The 18,612-nt window shown below is 43.0% G+C and carries 17 protein-coding genes and 1 riboswitch; of the genes, 4 read left to right on the forward strand and 13 right to left on the reverse strand.

Features of this window, described 5'->3' with window-relative positions; all coding sequences use genetic code 11:
* Positions 1-33: 33 nt before the first annotated feature.
* From AC3KZC_RS16755 to AC3KZC_RS16785, 7 genes are read right to left on the reverse strand one after another with little or no spacing between them, the layout of a single operon-like run.
* Entirely contained in the window at positions 34-1,107 is a 1,074-nt protein-coding gene (locus AC3KZC_RS16755; RefSeq protein ID WP_490578575.1) for an alpha-hydroxy acid oxidase, read from the reverse strand.
* Positions 1,104-2,480 carry a tetratricopeptide repeat protein gene (locus AC3KZC_RS16760; RefSeq protein ID WP_490578576.1) on the reverse strand — a complete coding sequence of 459 codons (1,377 nt, stop codon included), beginning with the start codon at positions 2,478-2,480 and terminating at the stop codon, positions 1,104-1,106. The genes AC3KZC_RS16755 and AC3KZC_RS16760 overlap by 4 nt, the downstream gene beginning before the upstream one ends.
* On the reverse strand, positions 2,477-3,115 hold the full coding sequence (locus AC3KZC_RS16765; RefSeq protein WP_490578577.1) for an energy transducer TonB: 639 nt from the start codon (positions 3,113-3,115) through the stop codon (positions 2,477-2,479). Before AC3KZC_RS16765 ends, AC3KZC_RS16760 begins: the two co-directional genes overlap by 4 nt.
* Positions 3,116-3,517 carry an ExbD/TolR family protein gene (locus tag AC3KZC_RS16770; protein WP_490578578.1) on the reverse strand — a complete coding sequence of 134 codons (402 nt, stop codon included), beginning with the start codon at positions 3,515-3,517 and terminating at the stop codon, positions 3,116-3,118. It lies immediately after the preceding gene.
* Positions 3,507-3,890: a MotA/TolQ/ExbB proton channel family protein gene (locus AC3KZC_RS16775; protein WP_490578579.1), complete on the reverse strand. Its 384-nt coding sequence runs from the start codon at positions 3,888-3,890 to the stop codon at positions 3,507-3,509. Before AC3KZC_RS16775 ends, AC3KZC_RS16770 begins: the two co-directional genes overlap by 11 nt.
* Entirely contained in the window at positions 3,891-5,231 is a 1,341-nt protein-coding gene (locus AC3KZC_RS16780; RefSeq protein WP_490578580.1) for a MotA/TolQ/ExbB proton channel family protein, read from the reverse strand.
* Entirely contained in the window at positions 5,224-6,045 is an 822-nt protein-coding gene (locus AC3KZC_RS16785; protein ID WP_490578581.1) for a DUF3450 family protein, read from the reverse strand. The genes AC3KZC_RS16780 and AC3KZC_RS16785 overlap by 8 nt, the downstream gene beginning before the upstream one ends.
* Before the next feature lie 135 nt (positions 6,046-6,180).
* Here AC3KZC_RS16785 and AC3KZC_RS16790 point away from each other — a divergent pair, with 135 nt between their 5' ends.
* Both AC3KZC_RS16790 and AC3KZC_RS16795 read left to right on the forward strand, forming a co-directional pair.
* Positions 6,181-8,427: a TonB-dependent receptor gene (locus AC3KZC_RS16790; protein WP_490578582.1), complete on the forward strand. Its 2,247-nt coding sequence runs from the start codon at positions 6,181-6,183 to the stop codon at positions 8,425-8,427.
* Between the two features lie 91 nt (positions 8,428-8,518).
* Positions 8,519-9,217: a Fe2+-dependent dioxygenase gene (locus AC3KZC_RS16795; RefSeq protein ID WP_490578583.1), complete on the forward strand. Its 699-nt coding sequence runs from the start codon at positions 8,519-8,521 to the stop codon at positions 9,215-9,217.
* 40 nt (positions 9,218-9,257) lie between these two features.
* Here AC3KZC_RS16795 and AC3KZC_RS16800 read toward each other — a convergent pair whose 3' ends face one another.
* Together AC3KZC_RS16800 and AC3KZC_RS16805 are read right to left on the reverse strand one after the other, a co-directional pair.
* A complete protein-coding gene (locus tag AC3KZC_RS16800) occupies positions 9,258-10,094 on the reverse strand; it encodes a class II glutamine amidotransferase (RefSeq protein WP_490578584.1) in 837 nt (278 codons plus the stop codon).
* Between the two features lie 326 nt (positions 10,095-10,420).
* Positions 10,421-11,131, reverse strand: coding sequence for a LipL32 family surface lipoprotein (locus AC3KZC_RS16805; protein WP_490578585.1), 711 nt, complete (start codon positions 11,129-11,131; stop codon positions 10,421-10,423).
* Positions 11,132-11,440: 309 nt separating this feature from the next.
* Here AC3KZC_RS16805 and AC3KZC_RS16810 point away from each other — a divergent pair, with 309 nt between their 5' ends.
* Positions 11,441-11,698: a DUF2960 domain-containing protein gene (locus tag AC3KZC_RS16810; protein ID WP_490578586.1), complete on the forward strand. Its 258-nt coding sequence runs from the start codon at positions 11,441-11,443 to the stop codon at positions 11,696-11,698.
* A 109-nt stretch (positions 11,699-11,807) separates the two neighbouring features.
* Complete coding sequence (locus AC3KZC_RS16815) at positions 11,808-12,194, forward strand: MAPEG family protein (protein WP_490578587.1); 387 nt, start codon at positions 11,808-11,810, stop codon at positions 12,192-12,194.
* A 96-nt stretch (positions 12,195-12,290) separates the two neighbouring features.
* On the opposite strand, the gene AC3KZC_RS16820 is transcribed toward AC3KZC_RS16815, so the two are convergent.
* The 4 genes from AC3KZC_RS16820 to AC3KZC_RS16835 form a co-directional block, all read right to left on the reverse strand.
* Positions 12,291-13,604, reverse strand: coding sequence for an ABC1 kinase family protein (locus tag AC3KZC_RS16820; protein WP_490578588.1), 1,314 nt, complete (start codon positions 13,602-13,604; stop codon positions 12,291-12,293).
* A 95-nt stretch (positions 13,605-13,699) separates the two neighbouring features.
* On the reverse strand, positions 13,700-15,133 hold the full coding sequence (locus AC3KZC_RS16825) for a M28 family metallopeptidase (protein WP_490578589.1): 1,434 nt from the start codon (positions 15,131-15,133) through the stop codon (positions 13,700-13,702).
* Between the two features lie 367 nt (positions 15,134-15,500).
* Positions 15,501-17,567 (reverse strand): S9 family peptidase, encoded by a 2,067-nt coding sequence (locus AC3KZC_RS16830; RefSeq protein WP_490578590.1) that lies wholly within the window; start codon positions 17,565-17,567, stop codon positions 15,501-15,503.
* A gap of 159 nt (positions 17,568-17,726) precedes the next feature.
* A complete protein-coding gene (locus AC3KZC_RS16835) occupies positions 17,727-18,320 on the reverse strand; it encodes a chitin-binding protein (protein ID WP_490578591.1) in 594 nt (197 codons plus the stop codon).
* A gap of 137 nt (positions 18,321-18,457) precedes the next feature.
* A riboswitch (cyclic di-GMP riboswitch) is annotated at positions 18,458-18,545 on the reverse strand.
* Between the last annotated feature and the right edge of the window lie 67 nt (positions 18,546-18,612).

Consider the following 18,612-nt stretch of genomic DNA (forward strand, 5'->3'; position numbering starts at 1 on the left):
ATGAAGCACCACTTAATTAGGCATTTAATTTGATTATGTTTGAAATGTTATTAAATGTTTAGTTGAAATATCCGCAATACTGGCACAGCCACACAATGCCATTGTAAGTTGTAATTCATCTTTTAAAATCCGTAACATATGCGCTACACCGAGCGGTCCTGCCGTAGCTAGGGCGTACATCAATGGACGACCAATCAATACGGCATCAGCGCCCAGCGCCAGTGCTTTAAAAATATCGCTGCCACGGCGGATCCCACTGTCACATAAAATTAAAAAATCATCACCCACAGCTTGACGGATCAGCGAAAGCATCATCACACTTGGCGCCATGGTATCAAGCACTCGCCCGCCATGATTAGACACCACAATCCCAGCTGCGCCATGCTCTTTTGCTAGCAGGGCGTCTTCAACAGTAATAATCCCTTTTAAAATAATAGGTAAGCGTGTTACTGCCTTTATTTTGCTGATGGTATGCCATGTCGGTGCCGCATTTAAACATCCCTGCAACCCCTCAAAAGCCGATGAAGGTGTAATATTGACCGCACTAATGCCTGCAGGTAAAACAAACCCTGCACGCTGCTCTCGGTTACGCAACCCATTGATAGGTGCATCAACAGTGATGACTAATGCACTGTATCCCGCGCACTCTGCACGCTCAATAAGTGCCAGAGTATCGTGCCAATCTGGTTGTACATACAACTGAAACCAACACTCTGCACTTTGTTTATAATCAATAACATCTTCAAGAGCTGAACTGGATAAAGTACTTAGAATATACCCAACATCCTGTGCAGCAGCGCCTTGCATACTCCCAACTTCACCACTTGAATGAGCTAACTTCTGATACGCAACTGGGGCGAGCAATATGGGAAATTGATGCCGCTGCCCAAGCAAGTTCACATCAGTATTTATTTCGGTTACACCACTTAAGACCCGCGGCAATAACTGCCAGCGACTAAAAGCACCTTCGTTTGCGCGTTTTGTTAATTCATCAGCACTAGCGCCATCAATATAGTGCCAAGCTGATGAGGGTAATATTTGCTCTGCATAACGCTGATAATCGGCCAAGCACGCGATATCAGCAGGAATAGTAGTTAATGAGTTCATGATTGCTGGTTACTTAAACGCTGTAAAATCTCAAGGTTATTTTTTAGATCGCTACGAGTTGGGTTTGCTTTTAATACTTTATTTAGCAAGACAATCGCACTGGTGTAATCACGTTGATTAATTTCTAGCTGAGCATGACCCAACCACGCTTGCTCTTGCGTTTCACTTAAGGCGGCAGCCCGAATAAAATACAACTCAGCTCGGCTATACAACTGTAGCTGAGCAAAATGCTCTGCTAATGCAATTAAAACTTGGCCATTGTTCGCATTGAGCTCAAGAGCTTGATTATAAAATCTCAGAGCTGACTCAGAATTTTTTTGCGCCAATGCCACTTGCCCTTTGAATGCATAAAATTGGCTTTGCAACATCGGACTTAACTGTTTTGGCTGACTGAGCTGGTTTAAAAGCGCCTCAGCTTCGGTAAAATTATTGTTTTGAATTAACCATGCAATCGCATTTTGCACAGTATCAAATTGAAGTGGATGAGTACTTAATACTTGGCCAAGCAAGGTACTGGCCTTACCAATTGAGCCATACTGCAAATGCAATTGCGCCATTAATATAGTGTTTTCTATCGCATTATCACCTAAGCGATTAGCCACCTCAAAACTTGCCAATGCCTGCTGATATTGCTGTAATCCCAGCGCTATTTGACCACGGCGCAGCCATAAAGCTTGGTTATCAGGCGCTTTACCGAGCAATTCACCCACCAATGCTTGCGCACTTTGCAACTGCTGCGATTGCACGAGCGCGGCTAATAAACCGTGCTGCCACTGTTGGTTAGTTGGCTCAAGTAACAAGGCATTTTGATAACCACTGACCGCCCCCCAAGGTTGCTGCGCCTGCAAATTTAAATAGCCAAGCTGACCAAAAACTTGCGCATCGTATTGGCCTAAAGCAATGGTCTGAGCCAAATGCTGTTGTGCAAGGTCTATCTGTTGCTGCTGTAAATAAATCACCGCCAAACTTCGGTGTACACGGCTCAATCCGGGCTCAAGTGTCAGCGCCTGCTTCAATACTGCTTGCGCCTTATCTAATTGACCAAGTGCTAAATAAACTTGGCCACTGAGCTGTAATAACGCCGCACTTTTTTCAATTTTTTGATGTCTTTCAATAACCTTTACGGCTGCGTGATAATCTTGCTTAGCTAATAACGGCTTGAGCTGCTCTGCTAAATACTGCTCAGACACCGCTAACTTGGCCTCATTATTAGGAATTAAAACACTATCGGCTTCAAAGACCCAATTCGGTGAAGGCATCTTAATTTGCACTTGGGCATAAGGCACCGAGTTTAATTGAGGTTCTGCAGTGCTTTGCGCCTCAAGACGCATTGACACGGCAACCAGCACCCACATTACACTATTTAATTTCATGACTTTTTAAATTCCACAGGCCAAATAAAGCGGGCTTTGACCGCTTGGCCATTTTTTTTAGGCACACTAAAACGTGATGTTTTAACGATGTTATGAATACTACTGACCAACTCAGAGTGGGGGTTTTCAGTTATTGCAATTAAGCTCACTAAGCCTTGCTCATCAATAAATACATCGAGTTTAACCACCACTTGCAACACCCCTTGGCGAACCAAACTATTGGGAAAGATCGCCTTAATTGACGTTAGCAATTGCGGTAAGCCATCTAATTCATCTAGGCCAAATGCTTGCCAATCAATATCTAAGGCAGATTGCCAATCTGTAGGTGCCTGAGTCATAAGTACAGGCTCAGGCGCTAACATTTCGACTTTGACGGGTGGCACTAAGCTTAAGTTTAATGCAGCACCTTGGCCTGACACCGCTAAGGTCATCGCCTGTACTGGCACGTCGGTTTGTTGCTGAACTGGCGGCGGTGGAGGCGGAGGTGGCAAACTTACAGTGTGCACTTGTCGCACCTCCACTTTTTGCTGCAACGTATTACCTAACCATTGGTTGATAAAAAGCAGCGAAACCGCACTGCACAATAATAAGCAACTCAACAATACCGCATAAAAATGATGTCGTTTTAGGCGCATTTACAGCACAGTCGCAATGTTAACGCTGCTTGCGCCAGCGAGCTTACTTTCATCAATCACTTGCACTAACAATTCCGTTGGCACTTGTTTATCAGCTTGAATAACGACAGGTTGCTGGCGATTTTTTAGTAGTTGTGACACGGTATTTCGCACTCCTGCCACTGTAATATTACTGCTGTCATACATCACCTCGCCGTTGTTGGTGATGGCAATCATAATGACATTACGATCTAGTTTTTGAGTAGACAGTGCTTGGGGTTTATCTACCTCAACACCCGTTTCTTTAACAAAAACGGTCGTAACAATAAAAAAAATCAGCAAGATAAACACCACATCCAGCAAAGGCGATAAATCAATGTGCTGCTGTTGTTGCTCTAACCTTTTTTGTAAATTAGCGCGCATTTGCCAAGCTCTCTTTCACTAATAAGTTATTAAAATAACTCAGCAATAACCATGCAGGCACCGCCAGCACCAAACCCAACTGAGTAGTCCAAAGCGCATTGGCTATTCCTTGGGTCAGCACACTACTGGCCGATAAACTGCCACCTTGTGACATGGCAAAAAAAGATTGTAACAAGCCCATAATGGTGCCAAGCAGCCCAAGCAACGGCAAGGCATTGATTAAACAGCGTAATGTTTCGAGCCATTGCTGATCGCTTGCGCGCGAGCTTTGCCCACGGAGCACCACTATAAATAAGCTTAATTTGTAATAAACAAACAACGCCAACACTAAAATGGCCCAAACAACGCCATTATCAAACGATTGAAATTCCATTTATGCCGCCTCTTGCCAAGTTGAAGATGAATGCGCATTTAACTGACTAAGATTAACGGCGCAGCTTTCGAGTTCGCCGTAATAGGTTTTAGCGCGGCGCGATAATAATGCATGGCATAACAGCGCCGGAATGGCGACCACTAGACCAAGCTCAGTGGTAACTAGCGCTTCGGAAATACCACCCGATACGGCCGCCGCATCACCTGCGCCAAACAACGTCATTAATTTAAATGTTTCAATCATGCCGCTTACGGTACCTAGTAGCCCAAGCAACGGCGATACTGCGGCCGTAATTGCTATCGCACCAAGCCAGTACTCTAATTTATGCTTGTGATGTAACAACGCAGCAAATAATTGGTCATCTCGACTAGGTCCCACTTCAGTGTTTAAGCTGATTGTTAATAGCTCATGCTGCATACTGCCTGCATGTTCACCAGCTTGTTGCTGTAACTTAGATAACTCAGTGCTGACTTGCTCGTTTGGTAAACTAAATATGTGCGCCAAACGTGTACTAAGCGCTGGCAAAATACTCGGTAAACGCCATAGCTGTAACGCCTTGGCGAATGAAATGAACAGTGCAAAAACACCAAAAGCTAAAATTGGTAACACCCAAACGCCGCCTTTTTTAATGTGATCAAGTACCGACTCTTGTGATACTTGCAGCGTCATCGCCCGCTCAAGAGTCGGGTCAAAGAGCACTTCGCCCTGCCCTTCATTTAATAAGGCAAGCAATGCTTGGCTATCACTGGCTGAAAAATTTAATGCTACTTGGGCAATACCCTGACTAATTTGATAAATACCAGCGTGCTCGCGTGCGGTATCAACAAACCAATGCATTGGTCCAACCGTTAATGTCTTGAGTTGTTTCAACTGCCCATCAAGCATGGCAACTTGTTGCGACTGCCACTGCGGGGCACTTTTTTGACTCAAGGCAATCAACTGCGTTTCAACTAATGCTAATGTCGCAGCAAAATCAGCTTGGCTTGTAGTTGGTTTTACGCCCTGCTGCTGAATAAAACGCTGTAATAAATTACTTTGATAACTGTGTTGCTGTTGCCAATCACGTAAACGCGCTTGTAAAGTTTCAAAACTCAGCGTTTGCTCATCCGCTGCACGGCGTGCAACCGCTGTTTTATCTTGCAACGTTAATACTGACTTTTCTAATAGGCTCAATTGCTGCTGTAGCTGAGCGCTGTCTTTTGCAATACTTTGTTCTGTTTGTTTTAACGTACGCTGGGCTTGTTGGATATCATTAACTAGGCTTTGGGCCACATCGTTACTCGCAGCCTGTGCTAAAGCTGTATATACAAGCAAAAAAGCCACTATAATTAGTTTATTCATGACCCAAATCCATCTTTAATAACCCATCACGTGAATTGATCTGCATGGGCAAACGCACAAATTCAGCCTCCCCTTGCTGTTCGATCATCGCGATTGCCGAGCTGATCTTTGCCGGATCTAGCGCTTTATTTTCTTGCCAGATCCACCCCTGATCCGTTGCTATTCCTTCAAATACCTCTTGACCATCAAGGCTGATATACCAACCTCTGGCAATGCCTAAGTACAATTGTTTTACTAATTTTTCTTGTTGATCCGATGTGATAATGGTCGATTGCACAAATGCAACACGCTGATCAAACTCATTGAGTTTATTAAACAAACTCAGCAACAAGGCCAACTTATCACCTTCACTTGCTTGCGTCAGATCGGTTTCTTGCAGCATGCTCTGCCATTGCTGTGCTAAAGGGGGTGGGAGACGATCATGTAAGTTACTCACAGCACTAAACTGTACTGCTAACCAGCTTTTTAGCTGAGCCTGATCTTTTTCCATATTGGTTTGTAATGCTAAAAGTTCAGACCGCTTTTGCTCCACATCACTACCTTTGCTTTTATTCTGCTCAAGCATGGTTTTGAGTTGGATTTCTTCTTGTTTTAATAACGCAATGCGTTGTTGCAAAATCGGCTGCTGCTCGTGCCAATAGGCTTTAAGTGCACTTTGCTGCCCAGATAAATTGAGCCACTGCTGCACTAATCCATCCGCCTCTGCAACAGGGTTAGCATTTAATGGCAAGCTACCTGATACGGCTATCACAGCGCTCAACCACATCGTATGACTTAAAACTTTTTGCCTAAATTTTGCGTTTAAAATTGCCATTAACGTTTTATGTTCCGAACAGATAAATATTAAGTTAAATTTAACTCACTAGTTGTAAATGATAACTATTAACATTAACATACGCAACAATTTAAACACTACTGATAATAATTATCATTTGCGCGCGGAGAATTTATGCGAGTTGTTAAACAAAGCCCCACATTACCTTTCACAAAAAAATTGATGGTTCAAGCGATTGCGCTTGGCGTAGCCTCAATAAGCTTACAAGCACAAGCCAATACTGAAGTGAAAGAACTAGCAACTACAGCGGTAAAAGAAGAAAAAAAAGAGGATTATAAAGTCGAAAAAGCGTCTTCTGAAAAATATCAAACTTCACTCTTAAATACGCCAAAAACCATTACAGTAGTGAATGAACAAGTATTAAAAGACCAAGGTGTAACCAGCTTAAATGATGCACTGCGTAACGTTGCGGGCGTATCAACTTTTGGCGCTGGTGAAGGTGGTGGTGGCAACATTACCACTAACGACAAAATTACTATTCGTGGCTTTAGCGCCAGTGAAAATATTTATATCGATGGTATTCGTGATATCGCTGGTTATTCGCGCGATATGTTTAACTTTGAACAACTTGAAGTTACAAAAGGTGCAAGCTCAAGCATTACCGGTAAAGGTTCATCAGGCGGTAGCGTTAATTTAGTCTCTAAACGTGCCGAGCAAGACGAGTTTAGCACGGTAGAAGCAAGCTTTGATGATGCTGAGCGTTTACGTACCACTCTAGATCACAATACACAGTTAAATAAAAAAGTCGCTTTACGCATTAATGGCTTGTATACACAAGGTGGCGACGCCTTTAATAACGGCGTTGAAGAATACCAAACAACGGCTATCGCGCCTTCTTTGCGTGTTGATTTTAATGACAAAACAGCTCTGACTGCTGACTTGCTTCATATGAAACAAGATAATAACCCAATGTTAGGACTACCTTGGGTTACGAGTGATATTTCATCGCAACTTGGTTATAAAGAAGGCCCAATAGCAACAAAGTACTGGGATAACTATTACGGTGTTGCCAAACGTGATTTTGAAGATGTGTCGGTCAATCTAGCCACACTACTTATCGAGCATCAATTTGCAGATAACGTTTTACTTCGCAGCCAAACTCGCTTTGGTAGCAATGAAAAACAATCTGTCTTAAGTCGCCCATTGTTTCGTAGCACCCGCGACCCTGAAACTCGCGAGCGCACCTATTTTAATCAAATCGACATTGATTGGACTCAAGGTATTGATAAAAAAAATGAACTGTTTGTAACGCAATTTGATGCCATTATTCACCTTGAAACTGGCACGGTTAAGCATGATATTGTTGTGGGTACTGAATATTACCAAGAAAAAAACACCCATTATACCCAGCTTAATGAAACTAAGCTTGAGTCAAATTTTGTTGATTTAAATGCACCGCGCCCAGACATGCTTTATACAGGTGCAATTAACCGTACTGGCGAATCAACCAACGTTGAAGGTACTGGTTTTGCGCTTTATGCACTCGACAGCTTAACATTTAATGATAATTGGATCGCCACAATCGGTGCGCGTTATGAAGATTACGAAGCGCAAGGTTCAGCTTATGTGCGCCAAGTTATTGATGGTAATCGTGTTAATGTACTAGTTGATGACCTAACGGCACAAGGTGACTTCTTTAGCTGGAATACATCTGTTGCCTATAAGCCAAATGCCAATACAAGTTATTATGTGGGTATCGCCAATTCTCAGGACCCTTCAGGTGGCGATTTAGCGTTTACAGGCCGCAGTTTAGAAAGCATTACTGAAGTATCAAACCTTGACCCACAAGAAGCTAAAAGTTACGAGTTAGGCGCTAAATGGGATTTAATGGACGCTAAGTTACAGGTAAGTGCTGCATTGTTCTTAACCGAAAAAACCGTACTTGATACCAATGATGAAGGCGGCTATTTCTTAGCAGGTGAGCAAGAGTCTAAAGGTTTTGAGTTTTCGGCCAATGGTGCAATTACAGAGCAACTTAATGTACTTGCAACGTATACCCATTTAGACAGCGAAATTACCAAAGACTTTAACCCAGAGACACAAGGCAACGGGTTAAGTTCAGCCCCAGAAAACTCGGCAAGCGTTTGGTTTAATTATGAATTAGACAAACTAAGCTTTGGTGCGGGCGCACAATATTCATCAGGTAATATCTATTGGCGTCGTAACATGGCTTATTTTGATACGGGCAGCCAAACAGTATTTAATGCCATGGCGGGTTATGATGTCACCGACAAACTAGCACTGCAGTTGAATATTGATAACTTAACCGATGAAGAATACGTGACTGATTACAGTGCCCGTGGCCACTTCCGCCCAGGTAACCCTCGTACTATGAAGCTAACTGTTCGTTATCAATTCTAAGTAATGAACCTTAGTAAGGCGGCACTTTGCCGCCTTCTTTGTTTTAGCTTTCACCACAAATCATGATCGTACACACTTAATAAGGCCAAGCATGTTAGTTAAAATTCCAGGAGTATTATCTCAATCACAAGTAATTGAATGCCGTGATATGCTCGCCAGCACCCATTGGGTTGATGGTCAACACACTGCCGGCCACTTAGCTAAAGGCTGCAAACATAACTTACAGCTTCCCCAAACAGATCCCATAGGGATTGAAATTGGCCATTTTATTTTAGCGCGCTTAGCCGATAATCCTTTATTTACCGCTGCAGCATTACCGAATATTATTTTTCCGCCCATGTTTAATTGCTACCAACAAGGTGGCACGTTTGGCAACCATGTTGATAACGCAATTCGCACATTTAATCTCCCTGCAAATCAACGCAATCAAAGTAATAAACTCAGAACAGATGTATCAGCCACTTTATTTTTAAGTGAGCCAGAAAGCTATCAAGGCGGCGAACTGGTAATTCAAGATACCTATGGCGAACAGCGAGTAAAACTTGCGGCAGGTGATATGGTGATTTACCCCTCAACGAGTTTGCACCATGTTACCCCCGTTACAGAAGGCCAGCGGCTTGCCAGTTTTTTTTGGATCCAAAGTTTAATTCGCCAAGATGATCAGCGCCGTATTTTGTTTGACCTTGATAATAGTATTCAAGCATTACGAGCTGCAGACTCACAACAACCCGAACTTATTCGCCTTGCTGGCGTGTACCATAATTTACTCAGGCAGTGGAGCGAGGTGTAAAGCGTTTTTTTGATACAACAAGCATCTGGTCAGCTAAAAGCTAGAGGTTAATTTGATAAGGCAAATCGATTGGCATTTGCATCACACTCACATTGCCGTGCGCAATCACAATATGATTACGCCTCACTTTAACCCATTGCTCATCTTCTTCAGTAAATGGCTCAGAACAAATCATTATGCTTTGACGCTCTGGCACATCGCTTACGATGATGTCCACTTCTCCTTGTTGCTGAGTCAACTCTCCTTTGGCAAAAAACAATGACGCAGGCCGCTCTGATTCAAGCGTTGCAAAACGTGTTGCTATGGTATGAAAGCCATCTGTCACGGCAAAGTTGATAAAGGCATTAATATCAGCGCCAGCAGCTTTACGAATAAGCATAATTTCACGAATTGTTTCTATCATTGCCTGCGCTAAGTCTTCAGCGCTGGCATTCGCTTTAAACCCTAACTTATCCATAAATAAAGCAAAAGCATATTCAGAGTCGGTATTCCCCTTAACTAAGGCAAAAGCACGATCGGACAAACCATTAAGCAAATCACGACGGAAACTATCAAACAAATCTAACCGCCCATTATGCATCCACAAATAATGCATACACTGAAATGGGTGGCAATTAGCTTGGCTAACGGGCATCCCCTCTGAGGCATCACGAATATGTGCAAAATAATGGCCCGTCTTAACCTTTTGAGCGATGCTTTTTAAATTCCGATTGCTCCATGCTGGGTCAACACTCACAAAGGTCGCGGGAATTGGGTCATCATGCGTGGCATACCACCCTAATCCAAAGCCATCCGCATTAGTCGGTACTTTGCGTTTTTGAGCGTATTTACACTGCATGATAAGCGAATTTTCAGCTTCAAAAATTAAGGGTGACATCAACGTGGCCGGGCCACTATAGGTTAAAAAACGACACATACGCAGTACTCAAAAAATGCTCCTAACTCAAAACCTAGTTCTAAATTTCATAAGCGCAACGTTTTAAGCCAACCGATTAGTGTCTACAAAATGAGTTTCGAGGGGTCGTTATCTGATAAAAATATAAAAAAAGGGCTAACCTTTTCAGTATTAGCCCCGCACAAACCTGTTTGATTCAGTTAACTGACTGGCGAATTGACGCGCCCATAATGGGCTTATTCCTCGTTTATTCACACCGTTAATATTGAAAAAACCACCTTAAACAGATTGATTATCCAGTTTTAAAATTACTTATTGACGGCTTTATGTAACTCAGCCAAGGATGTTGCCATTGTTATTCCTGGAACATTCGAGCCAACGGTTGCAACAAACGAGCCTTCAACTTTACCGGTTTTATAGGTCGTAAACGCAACACGATACAAACCGCGCACTAACGCTTTTTCTGGTTTACTTACTTGTGATTCAATACGTGTTAATGAGTTATATTTTGCATGGCGTTTTTCTTCATAAGTATCATCGCCATCATCATCGGTATCAAGCACACTGAACACTGACTTTGCATCTTTAATTTGGTCAGGGCTAATAACATCCATGCGCTCAACACGGATCCACGTATCAAACCATTTCTCTTTATCGGCTGTTAATTTGTCTGCAAAACCGCTTTGCACAAAATCACTTTTTTCTGGTTTCGCTAAATCACCCACGGGTGAAATCATGCGCACACCTAATTCATCAAGTGCGGCAGGTACCCAAATATAAAGATAATAGGCATCTTTACCTTTAATGGTTTCATCAGGTTTTGAATCTTTATCAATATAGCCAAAATAATTCACTGTATTAGCGTAAGGAAGGGCCACTTTGGTAAATCCTAAGCTTTTAGTTTTACTTGAAGTTAAGCTTGGTAAACCATCGCCATCGGTTAAGCTATTTAAGCTAAAACCAGCAAATGCAGTGCTGCTTACTAACGACAATGCCGCCACGACCAGTTTGATTTTCATGTTTAATTCCTTGATTTAGTATAATTTTGCTTCCGACTGCGTACTGGATGCTTTTTTTGGGTGTAATTTAGTCACCCAGCATTTTACCGTGCAAGGTACAAAAAGCGATGACTTTTTCCAACTAAAACAGGCTAAACAACTACTTCACTCGCGTTTTGGGCCATGTTTTCCATTACCTGCACAACAACGATTTCTTTTAAATTAAAAATACGAACGCGCGCCCAGCAGCCACAAAAGATTGCAAGCTGCTATCTAGCAAAAAAGCCGTTATAATTGATACTGTTTTTATTGTCCAAACGAGAGAGCGCTGTGGCACGTCGAATTAGCTATAAATTTAAAGGGGTAGCAAAAGAAATTAACTTTGCTAACGATAAATATCACGATATGTATGACGCCATTGCAGCGGCAGAAGGCATCGACCTTAGCAATTACATCGCAATGGAAAAACAAATTGCTATGACCTCAAAAGGCTCTGCAGCAGTAAAAAACTTTCGCGACCAGCAATACATTAAATTTGGTTTTAGTGATATTCAGTTCATTAAAGATGATCCAAAAAACACCAAATAAATGAGTGCAATATTGTATTGTCCATTTAACCTGTTGCTGAATAAAAGATTTACTAACATATTAAGGTTATTCAGTTTTAGGTAGTAAAAATAATTAACAAGGATTGCTTATGACAACGATTTTGATTTGCGTATTTATCGCCGCTTTACTGCCTTATTTAGCAAAAGCGCCTGTTGCTTATGCCATGCAAAAAGACGGCGGTTACGATAATAACCACCCAAGAGCACAACAAGCGCGATTAACTGGCTTTGGTGCGCGTGCCCTTGCGGCACACCAAAATAGTTTTGAATCATTACTTATCTTTGCGCTGGCGATTGCAGTGGTATTGGCAACCAATAATATAGGCAGCACAGTGCAAGCATTAGCTGTTGTTTATATTGTTGCACGCGTTTTCTTTTGTATTTTTTATTACTTGAATCTCGATAAATTACGTTCAATGGTGTGGCTAGTCAGCCTGCTTTGCCCATTAGCTATGATTTGGCTGAGTATTCCATAAGGCTGAACCTTAATTAAAAACTAAAAAAGCGTGATTCAATCACGCTTTTTTAGTGTTAAGCTTTTGCTTCATCTGCTTCAGCCCCACTCAACCAGATTAATCAACCATTTTAAATGGCTCAAACAAGGTGTTTACATCCACGGTTGCCTGCAATTTGGCGGCAATTAAATACAAACCAGCCAATTTTCGGTGAATAAATAACGCATCGATGGGGGGCGTATGCCATTGCTTAGCCTGCGTGCTCATGGCCAGCCCAGCTTCTTTCATGCGGCGCGCTAACTCACTGTGAGCAAAATCATACTCACCTGTAAAGCGCAGCGGCTCACACGCCAATATAAACAAATCGATTACGTTATTTTTATAACTATCCAAGATCGTATTTTGAAAATAACCAATCTCGATTGCAGCACTCAATACCTGATTGTGGTCCTGCGCTTGCGCGCCAGAGAGTAGCTTACGATAACCACGGCTTAATAACTCAGGCACTTCGCGAGTGGCACCAAAATCGAGTAATACAATGCGATCTGTGCTGGCTTGGTATTGAAAATTGGCAAAGTTAGGGTCGGTTTGCACGAGTTTAAAATCAAACAACTCAAGAAAAAACAAAGCAATAAAATCACTAGCAATGCGATTTCGTTGTGCTTGGCTCAAATGACTCAGCTGCTCTATGGGTTGCGCTTCAACATATTCCATCGCTAAAATTTGCCCTGAACTGTATGCTGGGTAGTGCGTTGGCACTTTAAAGCGTGGGTTACCTGCCAAATGCTGCCCGTAGCGCGTTAAGTAACTGGCTTCTAATACATAGTCGGCTTCATTCAGCAGTTGTTTTTTCGCCTCAGCCACCAAGGGTTTAATATCAATTTCTGTTGGCAGCAAGCGTGATAAGGTTAATAACGTCATGACGTTATCCACATCACTCACCACGCTTTTTGCAATACCGGGATACTGAATTTTAATGGCAAGTTTACTGCCCTGCTCTGTGAAGGCTTGGTGTACTTGACCAATTGACGCTGCAGCAAAAGGCTTTAAATCAATGTGAGATAGCGTATCGAGCCAGTTATCACCCCACTGGTCTTTGAGCACAGCAATTAATTGTTTATGTGGCATGGGATCAGCATCGGCGCGTAACATCGCCAGCAATTGGGCGAGTTCAGGGCTGAGTAAATCACCGGCATCCATCGAGAGCAATTGGCCAAGCTTCATAGCTGCACCACGAAGATGGGCTAACTGTTTAGCTAAATGATTCATATTTTTCGGTTGCAGTAATAGCGCTTTATTATCCCATTGTTGTCCATTTAGCGCCCCTTTTGCACCCGATACCAGCATGTTGCCTGCCACTTTGCCAGCCATTGAGCCAAGTTTAGCCAAACGCGCTAATCGTGAAGTGGGTATTGCACGCTCTTTAGACACCTAACAGTCCTGATAAATTACCTTTAAGTGTAAGAAATACGGTTCAATCGGTCATTACGATCGATTGAACCGCCTTTTACTGGTTCGTTGTAAAGTTAAGGATGTGGATATTCAAACGCGCCAACATCGCCAGGAAATACCACCGGTGATTCAAATCCGTCTTTACTCACTGCGGCCACACCAAAGGTGTAATTATCAATCACGATATTCTCAAGTGAAGCGGCGGTGACTTTGCCAACATCACGACTAAATTGCCATTGTGGCTCACTGGTGTAGCGCCAATAGATACGATAACCCGCGATGGTAGGGTCATCGGACGCCTGCCAAGTAAAACTCGTACTTGCACTCACTGCCCCACTAATTTTTACCGCTTGTGGCGGCGCAGGCGCCCATGCCATAGCGGCCATGCTCACCGCATTCAGCGCAGTGAGTTTGGCGGCATAATCAAAGTCAACACCATCAATAGTATCGCCGTACACCACACCCTTTTCGGTCCGTAAGTCTTGATGCTGACGATCATAATGCTCATTGGTTTCCATAATGCGAATAGCGGCAAAACCAGCATCGTTAAAAGGACGATGATGTCCGCCACGACCAAAACGATCGAGGCGATACACTAATAAAGTATCGAGATTAGGAATGTAACGATCAGCGATGGTATCGATATAACGGGCCAAATTACGACTGGCCGAATCCACTTCACCGCCAGTAAAACGCCGAACCCGAGCTTGCTCTGGCGTCTCAATCACTCGCGTGCCTTCAGAGAACAGCCGTGCGGTGGTATTGTCGGTCACACCATTAATGCCAGTCACATTGCCAATCATGTCGTTGTTTAATACCCCATGCACCCGCCAGCCTTGCTGCTTGGCATAATCGGCTAAAATTTTGCCACCAAACAAACCTTGCTCTTCGCCAGAAAGCGCGGCATACACAATCGAACCGCTAAATTTGTACTGCGACAACACTCGCGCAGCTTCTAACGTACCGGCGACGCCCGAGGCATTATCGTTGGCACCGGGCGCATCGCTGGTAAAATCCATCACATCGCTGACGCGTGAATCAATATCCCCAGACATCATCACCATCCGGTTTGGCTCCACCATGCCGCGCTGAATAGCAATGATATTGACCACTTCAGTGGCATTGGGAATGCGTTTTTCGCCCGATATGGTCTCTTTGACTTCAATCACCTCTAAACAGCCACCACATTGGGTTGAGATTTTTTCAAACTCAGCTTTAACCCACCGCCTTGCTGCGCCAATACCACGGGTATCCGACTTCGTTTCGGATAAGGTATGGCGAGTGCCAAAATTCACCAGCGCTTGAATGTCATGTTCAATGCGATCTGCAGACACCGCTTTGGCAATCTGGTGCAGCTTTACTTGATCTTGATAGCTAATAGGATTAGCCAGCGCGAAATGGCTAAAAAACAAACTCACTGCAGCTAAAGGTAAATAAGTCACGGCACTTTTTGACTGAGTAAATGTTGAAATTGGTATTGTTAAAATAGGCATTTTGGAAATAGACATCACTGTTGCGCTCTTTTTATTTTGTCTTTTGAGACTAACCTAAGGCGAACAAACAACAATCATTTTGAGATGAACAGAAAATAAACAGGGTTAAATTAAGTGAGCACACTCGCTTTGTTTTTAATAAGGTGACATCCGCACTCAAGACCATAAGCCCATCCTAAAAACCCAAGCTAAAAAGCCCTTTTAACCGGTTGCTTTCAAGATGCGTGGGTGTTGGCAGTGCACCTTCACCTCAATCACCTAGTTCATCTATGCTCATGAGGATTCAGCCATTGGCCACCTACTCGCACCTTGAAAACCATTGGGCACAACCCGGATTTATTGATTCAATGTGATGCACTCAAGGCGTCAATAATCTTTACCTTTAGTTGGTTTGTTCAAGCAACCCAATAAAAAAGGCGAGCTCTAGAGCTTCTTCTTTTAAACGATTAAATCGCCCTGATGCACCACCGTGGCCGGCGTCCATATCGGTTTTAAACAGCAATAAATTATTATCGGTTTTTAACTCACGCAATTTCGCCACCCACTTCATTGGCTCCCAATATTGCACTTGTGAATCATGAAATCCGGTGGTCACTAAAATATTGGGGTAGTTTTGAGCGCGAATATTATCGTACGGCGAATAGCCTAAAATCGTGTTATAGGCATCCAGTTCATTAGGGTTGCCCCACTCATCATACTCGTTGGTTGTCAGTGGAATGCTCTCATCGAGCATGGTGGTGAGTACATCTAAAAAAGGAACCTGACAGCAAATACCTCGATATAACTCGGGCGCCTGATTAACTACTGCGCCCATTAATAAGCCACCCGCACTCGCGCCGGAGGCAAATACTTTGTCAGCATGAGCATAACCTTGTTGCACTAACGACTGGGTGACATCCACAAAATCATTAAAGGTATTTTGTTTATGCGCCAATTTACCTTGCTCATACCAATCACGGCCTAACATTTCAGAACCACGAATATGGGCAATGGCATAGACAAAACCACGGTCGAGTAAACTTAGCGCATTGACCGAAAAGCTGGCGTCAAAGGTAATGCCATAAGCACCATAACCATTTAAGAGCATTGGGTTTTGACTATTTTTGGCAAACATATCTTTGCGATACACCAAAGATACCGGTACTTCAACCCCATCGCGCGCTTTTATAAAAATACGCTCAGCTTGATACAGTGCGCTATTAAAATCGCCCAATACTTTTTGTTGTTTTAGTACATGGCTTTGACCGGTGGCCAAATCAAATTCCAGTAACGAACCGGGTGTCGTTAAACTTGAATAATACAAGCGGGCTTTTTGGCTATTTGGCTCTGGGTTTTCACCCAAACCGGCATAATAACAAGCATCATTAAATTCCAGGGGATACTCGCGCCCGTCGGCACAATAAACCCGAAAATGGATCTGCCCTTTTTCACGTAATGTCACCACTTTGTATTGCTCAAATAGCTCAACACACTCCAGCATCACCTCATCGCGATGGGCAATCAACTCGACCCACTGCGCTTGCTGTTCAATCGTAGCAAGGGTTGCTGTCATTAAACGAAAATTCTTCGCCTGCCAATTGGTCACTATATAAAACGTATCGCCCAGTTTATCTGCATCATATTCATGCCCCTTCACACGAGGGCATAATTGCATAAACTCACCTTGTGCATTATTGGCATCTAAGATCCAAGTATCACTGGTATCGGTCGCTTCTAAGTCGAGCATAATTAAGCTTTCATCACGGCTTTTACCCAAGCCCATAAAAAAGCTGTCATCGTGCTCTTCAAACACTAAAACATCATCAGCTTGCGACGTGCCCAATACATGGCGATACACTTGTGAGCCAAGTAAAGTTTTTAAATCTTTTTTGACATAAAAAACGGTTTTATTATCGTTCGCCCACACCGCTTGGCCTTCGGTATTTTCAAGGACATCATCGAGTAAAGTGTTGGTGGTTAAGTCTTTAAATCGAATGGTATAAATCCGACGGCTGTCGGTATCTTCTGAATAAGAAAGTAGTCTATCGTTAGGGCTAATCGAAAACTCGCCCAAATCATAATATTCATGTTCTTGTGCGAGCGCATTGCTGTCGAGTAACAGTTGTTTATTCAAGCCATGACCGTCGTCTGCACGATAATAGCGGGCAAACTCTTCATCGCCACTAATTTCAGAGCTATACCAATAGGCACCATCTTTTACCGGCACTGTGCTGTCATCTTTAACTATTCGGCCTTTTAACTCTTCAAACAATGCTTGCTCAAGCGCCTGATGAGGCTGCATTTGCGCATCGCAATAGGCATTTTCAGCCTCTAAGTGGGCAATAATCTTAGGGTCTTCTCGAACATCGTCCCGCATCCAGTAATAATTATCACAGCGACTATGCTGGTGATGAGTCATAACATGAGGGTGTTTTACCGCAACAGGGGCACTAAAGGTCGATTTCGCCACTAACTTATTTCCAAAACAAGAATATTAAAGTGGCAGTATTTTACCCAATCTCATAAAAAAAGCCCGAGATAATCGACTGCGGGCTTGGGGGGATAATAACAATCGGCCTCTTACGAGAAAAATTGCCTATTACTCAAGGGAAAGTAATCTGTTAAAAACTTATTCATACAACACTTCTTGCACTAAATGCCATGCGAGTGTCCAATTTTTGCCAACACCGGGCTCATATTGCTCATCCATATGCGCACCTAAACGACAAAACTCAGTATAAGGCCAAGGTTTACAACTATAAATTTGGCCTGTTTTTGGGTGAAAAACCCGATCACCAGCGCGATAGTCACTGCGATATTGCCCAAACACATAATCATATTGTGCTGCTGTTTGCCCTGTAGATGCTTCACGCTGCTGTTTGATATAAAAACGAATTTGAGCATGTGCTATTCCGCTCGCTTCGAGGGCAAAAATATTGTTTTCGCCAAAACTTGGAACAATGCCGAGCAGAGGATAATGACGACCCGCTTGCAGCACTTTAAAATGCTTATTAATGTGCTCACATAACAACTTGGGCCAAATGTGTGCCTCGCCCTCATTGGCTTGTGTAATATCAAACGTAATCGACAGCTCAGGCAACTCACCTTTTACATCAAATAGCTCTAACTTAACCTTATCGCCTTTATGTAGTTGCTGATTATTTTCAATCGAATGGATCACCGACCAATCGCCTGGTAACAACCCAGCTAAAACCTTAACCATGAAAACTGCCCTCTTTGGCAAATAAGGTGAAAACACCATGCCATGCACCATTTAATATGTATAAAAATAAGAATTTGGCAGAAAAGCTAAAGGCGCGTTTGTAATAAAACGAGACACTCAGGCACAACTCAATAAGTTGCGGCAACCCCGCTATCATGATCATAAAATGATGGTAGACCGGAAGCTTTGCGTCCTAACCTTTCGATTAGTTTGCCAAATAGGGGCAAATGATAATCAAACCACCTTAAAAATCAAACAAAAACATGAGTTAAATATTAAAATTCAACCTTAA

The organism is Pseudoalteromonas sp. J2K-J031 (assembly GCF_058197095.2).

Bases quoted from the DNA above. Each gene is read 5' to 3' on its own strand.
- AC3KZC_RS16780 (WP_490578580.1), bottom strand. From the start codon at position 5,231: ATGAATAAACTAATTATAGTGGCTTTTTTGCTTGTATATACAGCTTTA.
- AC3KZC_RS16835 (WP_490578591.1), bottom strand. From the start codon at position 18,320: ATGGTTAAGGTTTTAGCTGGGTTGTTACCAGGCGATTGGTCGGTGATC.
- AC3KZC_RS16795 (WP_490578583.1), top strand. From the start codon at position 8,519: ATGTTAGTTAAAATTCCAGGAGTATTATCTCAATCACAAGTAATTGAA.
- AC3KZC_RS16815 (WP_490578587.1), top strand. From the start codon at position 11,808: ATGACAACGATTTTGATTTGCGTATTTATCGCCGCTTTACTGCCTTAT.
- AC3KZC_RS16775 (WP_490578579.1), bottom strand. From the start codon at position 3,890: ATGGAATTTCAATCGTTTGATAATGGCGTTGTTTGGGCCATTTTAGTG.
- AC3KZC_RS16770 (WP_490578578.1), bottom strand. From the start codon at position 3,517: ATGCGCGCTAATTTACAAAAAAGGTTAGAGCAACAACAGCAGCACATT.
- AC3KZC_RS16825 (WP_490578589.1), bottom strand. From the start codon at position 15,133: ATGTCTATTTCCAAAATGCCTATTTTAACAATACCAATTTCAACATTT.
- AC3KZC_RS16785 (WP_490578581.1), bottom strand. From the start codon at position 6,045: ATGGCAATTTTAAACGCAAAATTTAGGCAAAAAGTTTTAAGTCATACG.
- AC3KZC_RS16800 (WP_490578584.1), bottom strand. From the start codon at position 10,094: ATGTCACCCTTAATTTTTGAAGCTGAAAATTCGCTTATCATGCAGTGT.
- AC3KZC_RS16805 (WP_490578585.1), bottom strand. From the start codon at position 11,131: ATGAAAATCAAACTGGTCGTGGCGGCATTGTCGTTAGTAAGCAGCACT.
- AC3KZC_RS16765 (WP_490578577.1), bottom strand. From the start codon at position 3,115: ATGCGCCTAAAACGACATCATTTTTATGCGGTATTGTTGAGTTGCTTA.
- AC3KZC_RS16790 (WP_490578582.1), top strand. From the start codon at position 6,181: ATGCGAGTTGTTAAACAAAGCCCCACATTACCTTTCACAAAAAAATTG.
- AC3KZC_RS16760 (WP_490578576.1), bottom strand. From the start codon at position 2,480: ATGAAATTAAATAGTGTAATGTGGGTGCTGGTTGCCGTGTCAATGCGT.
- AC3KZC_RS16755 (WP_490578575.1), bottom strand. From the start codon at position 1,107: ATGAACTCATTAACTACTATTCCTGCTGATATCGCGTGCTTGGCCGAT.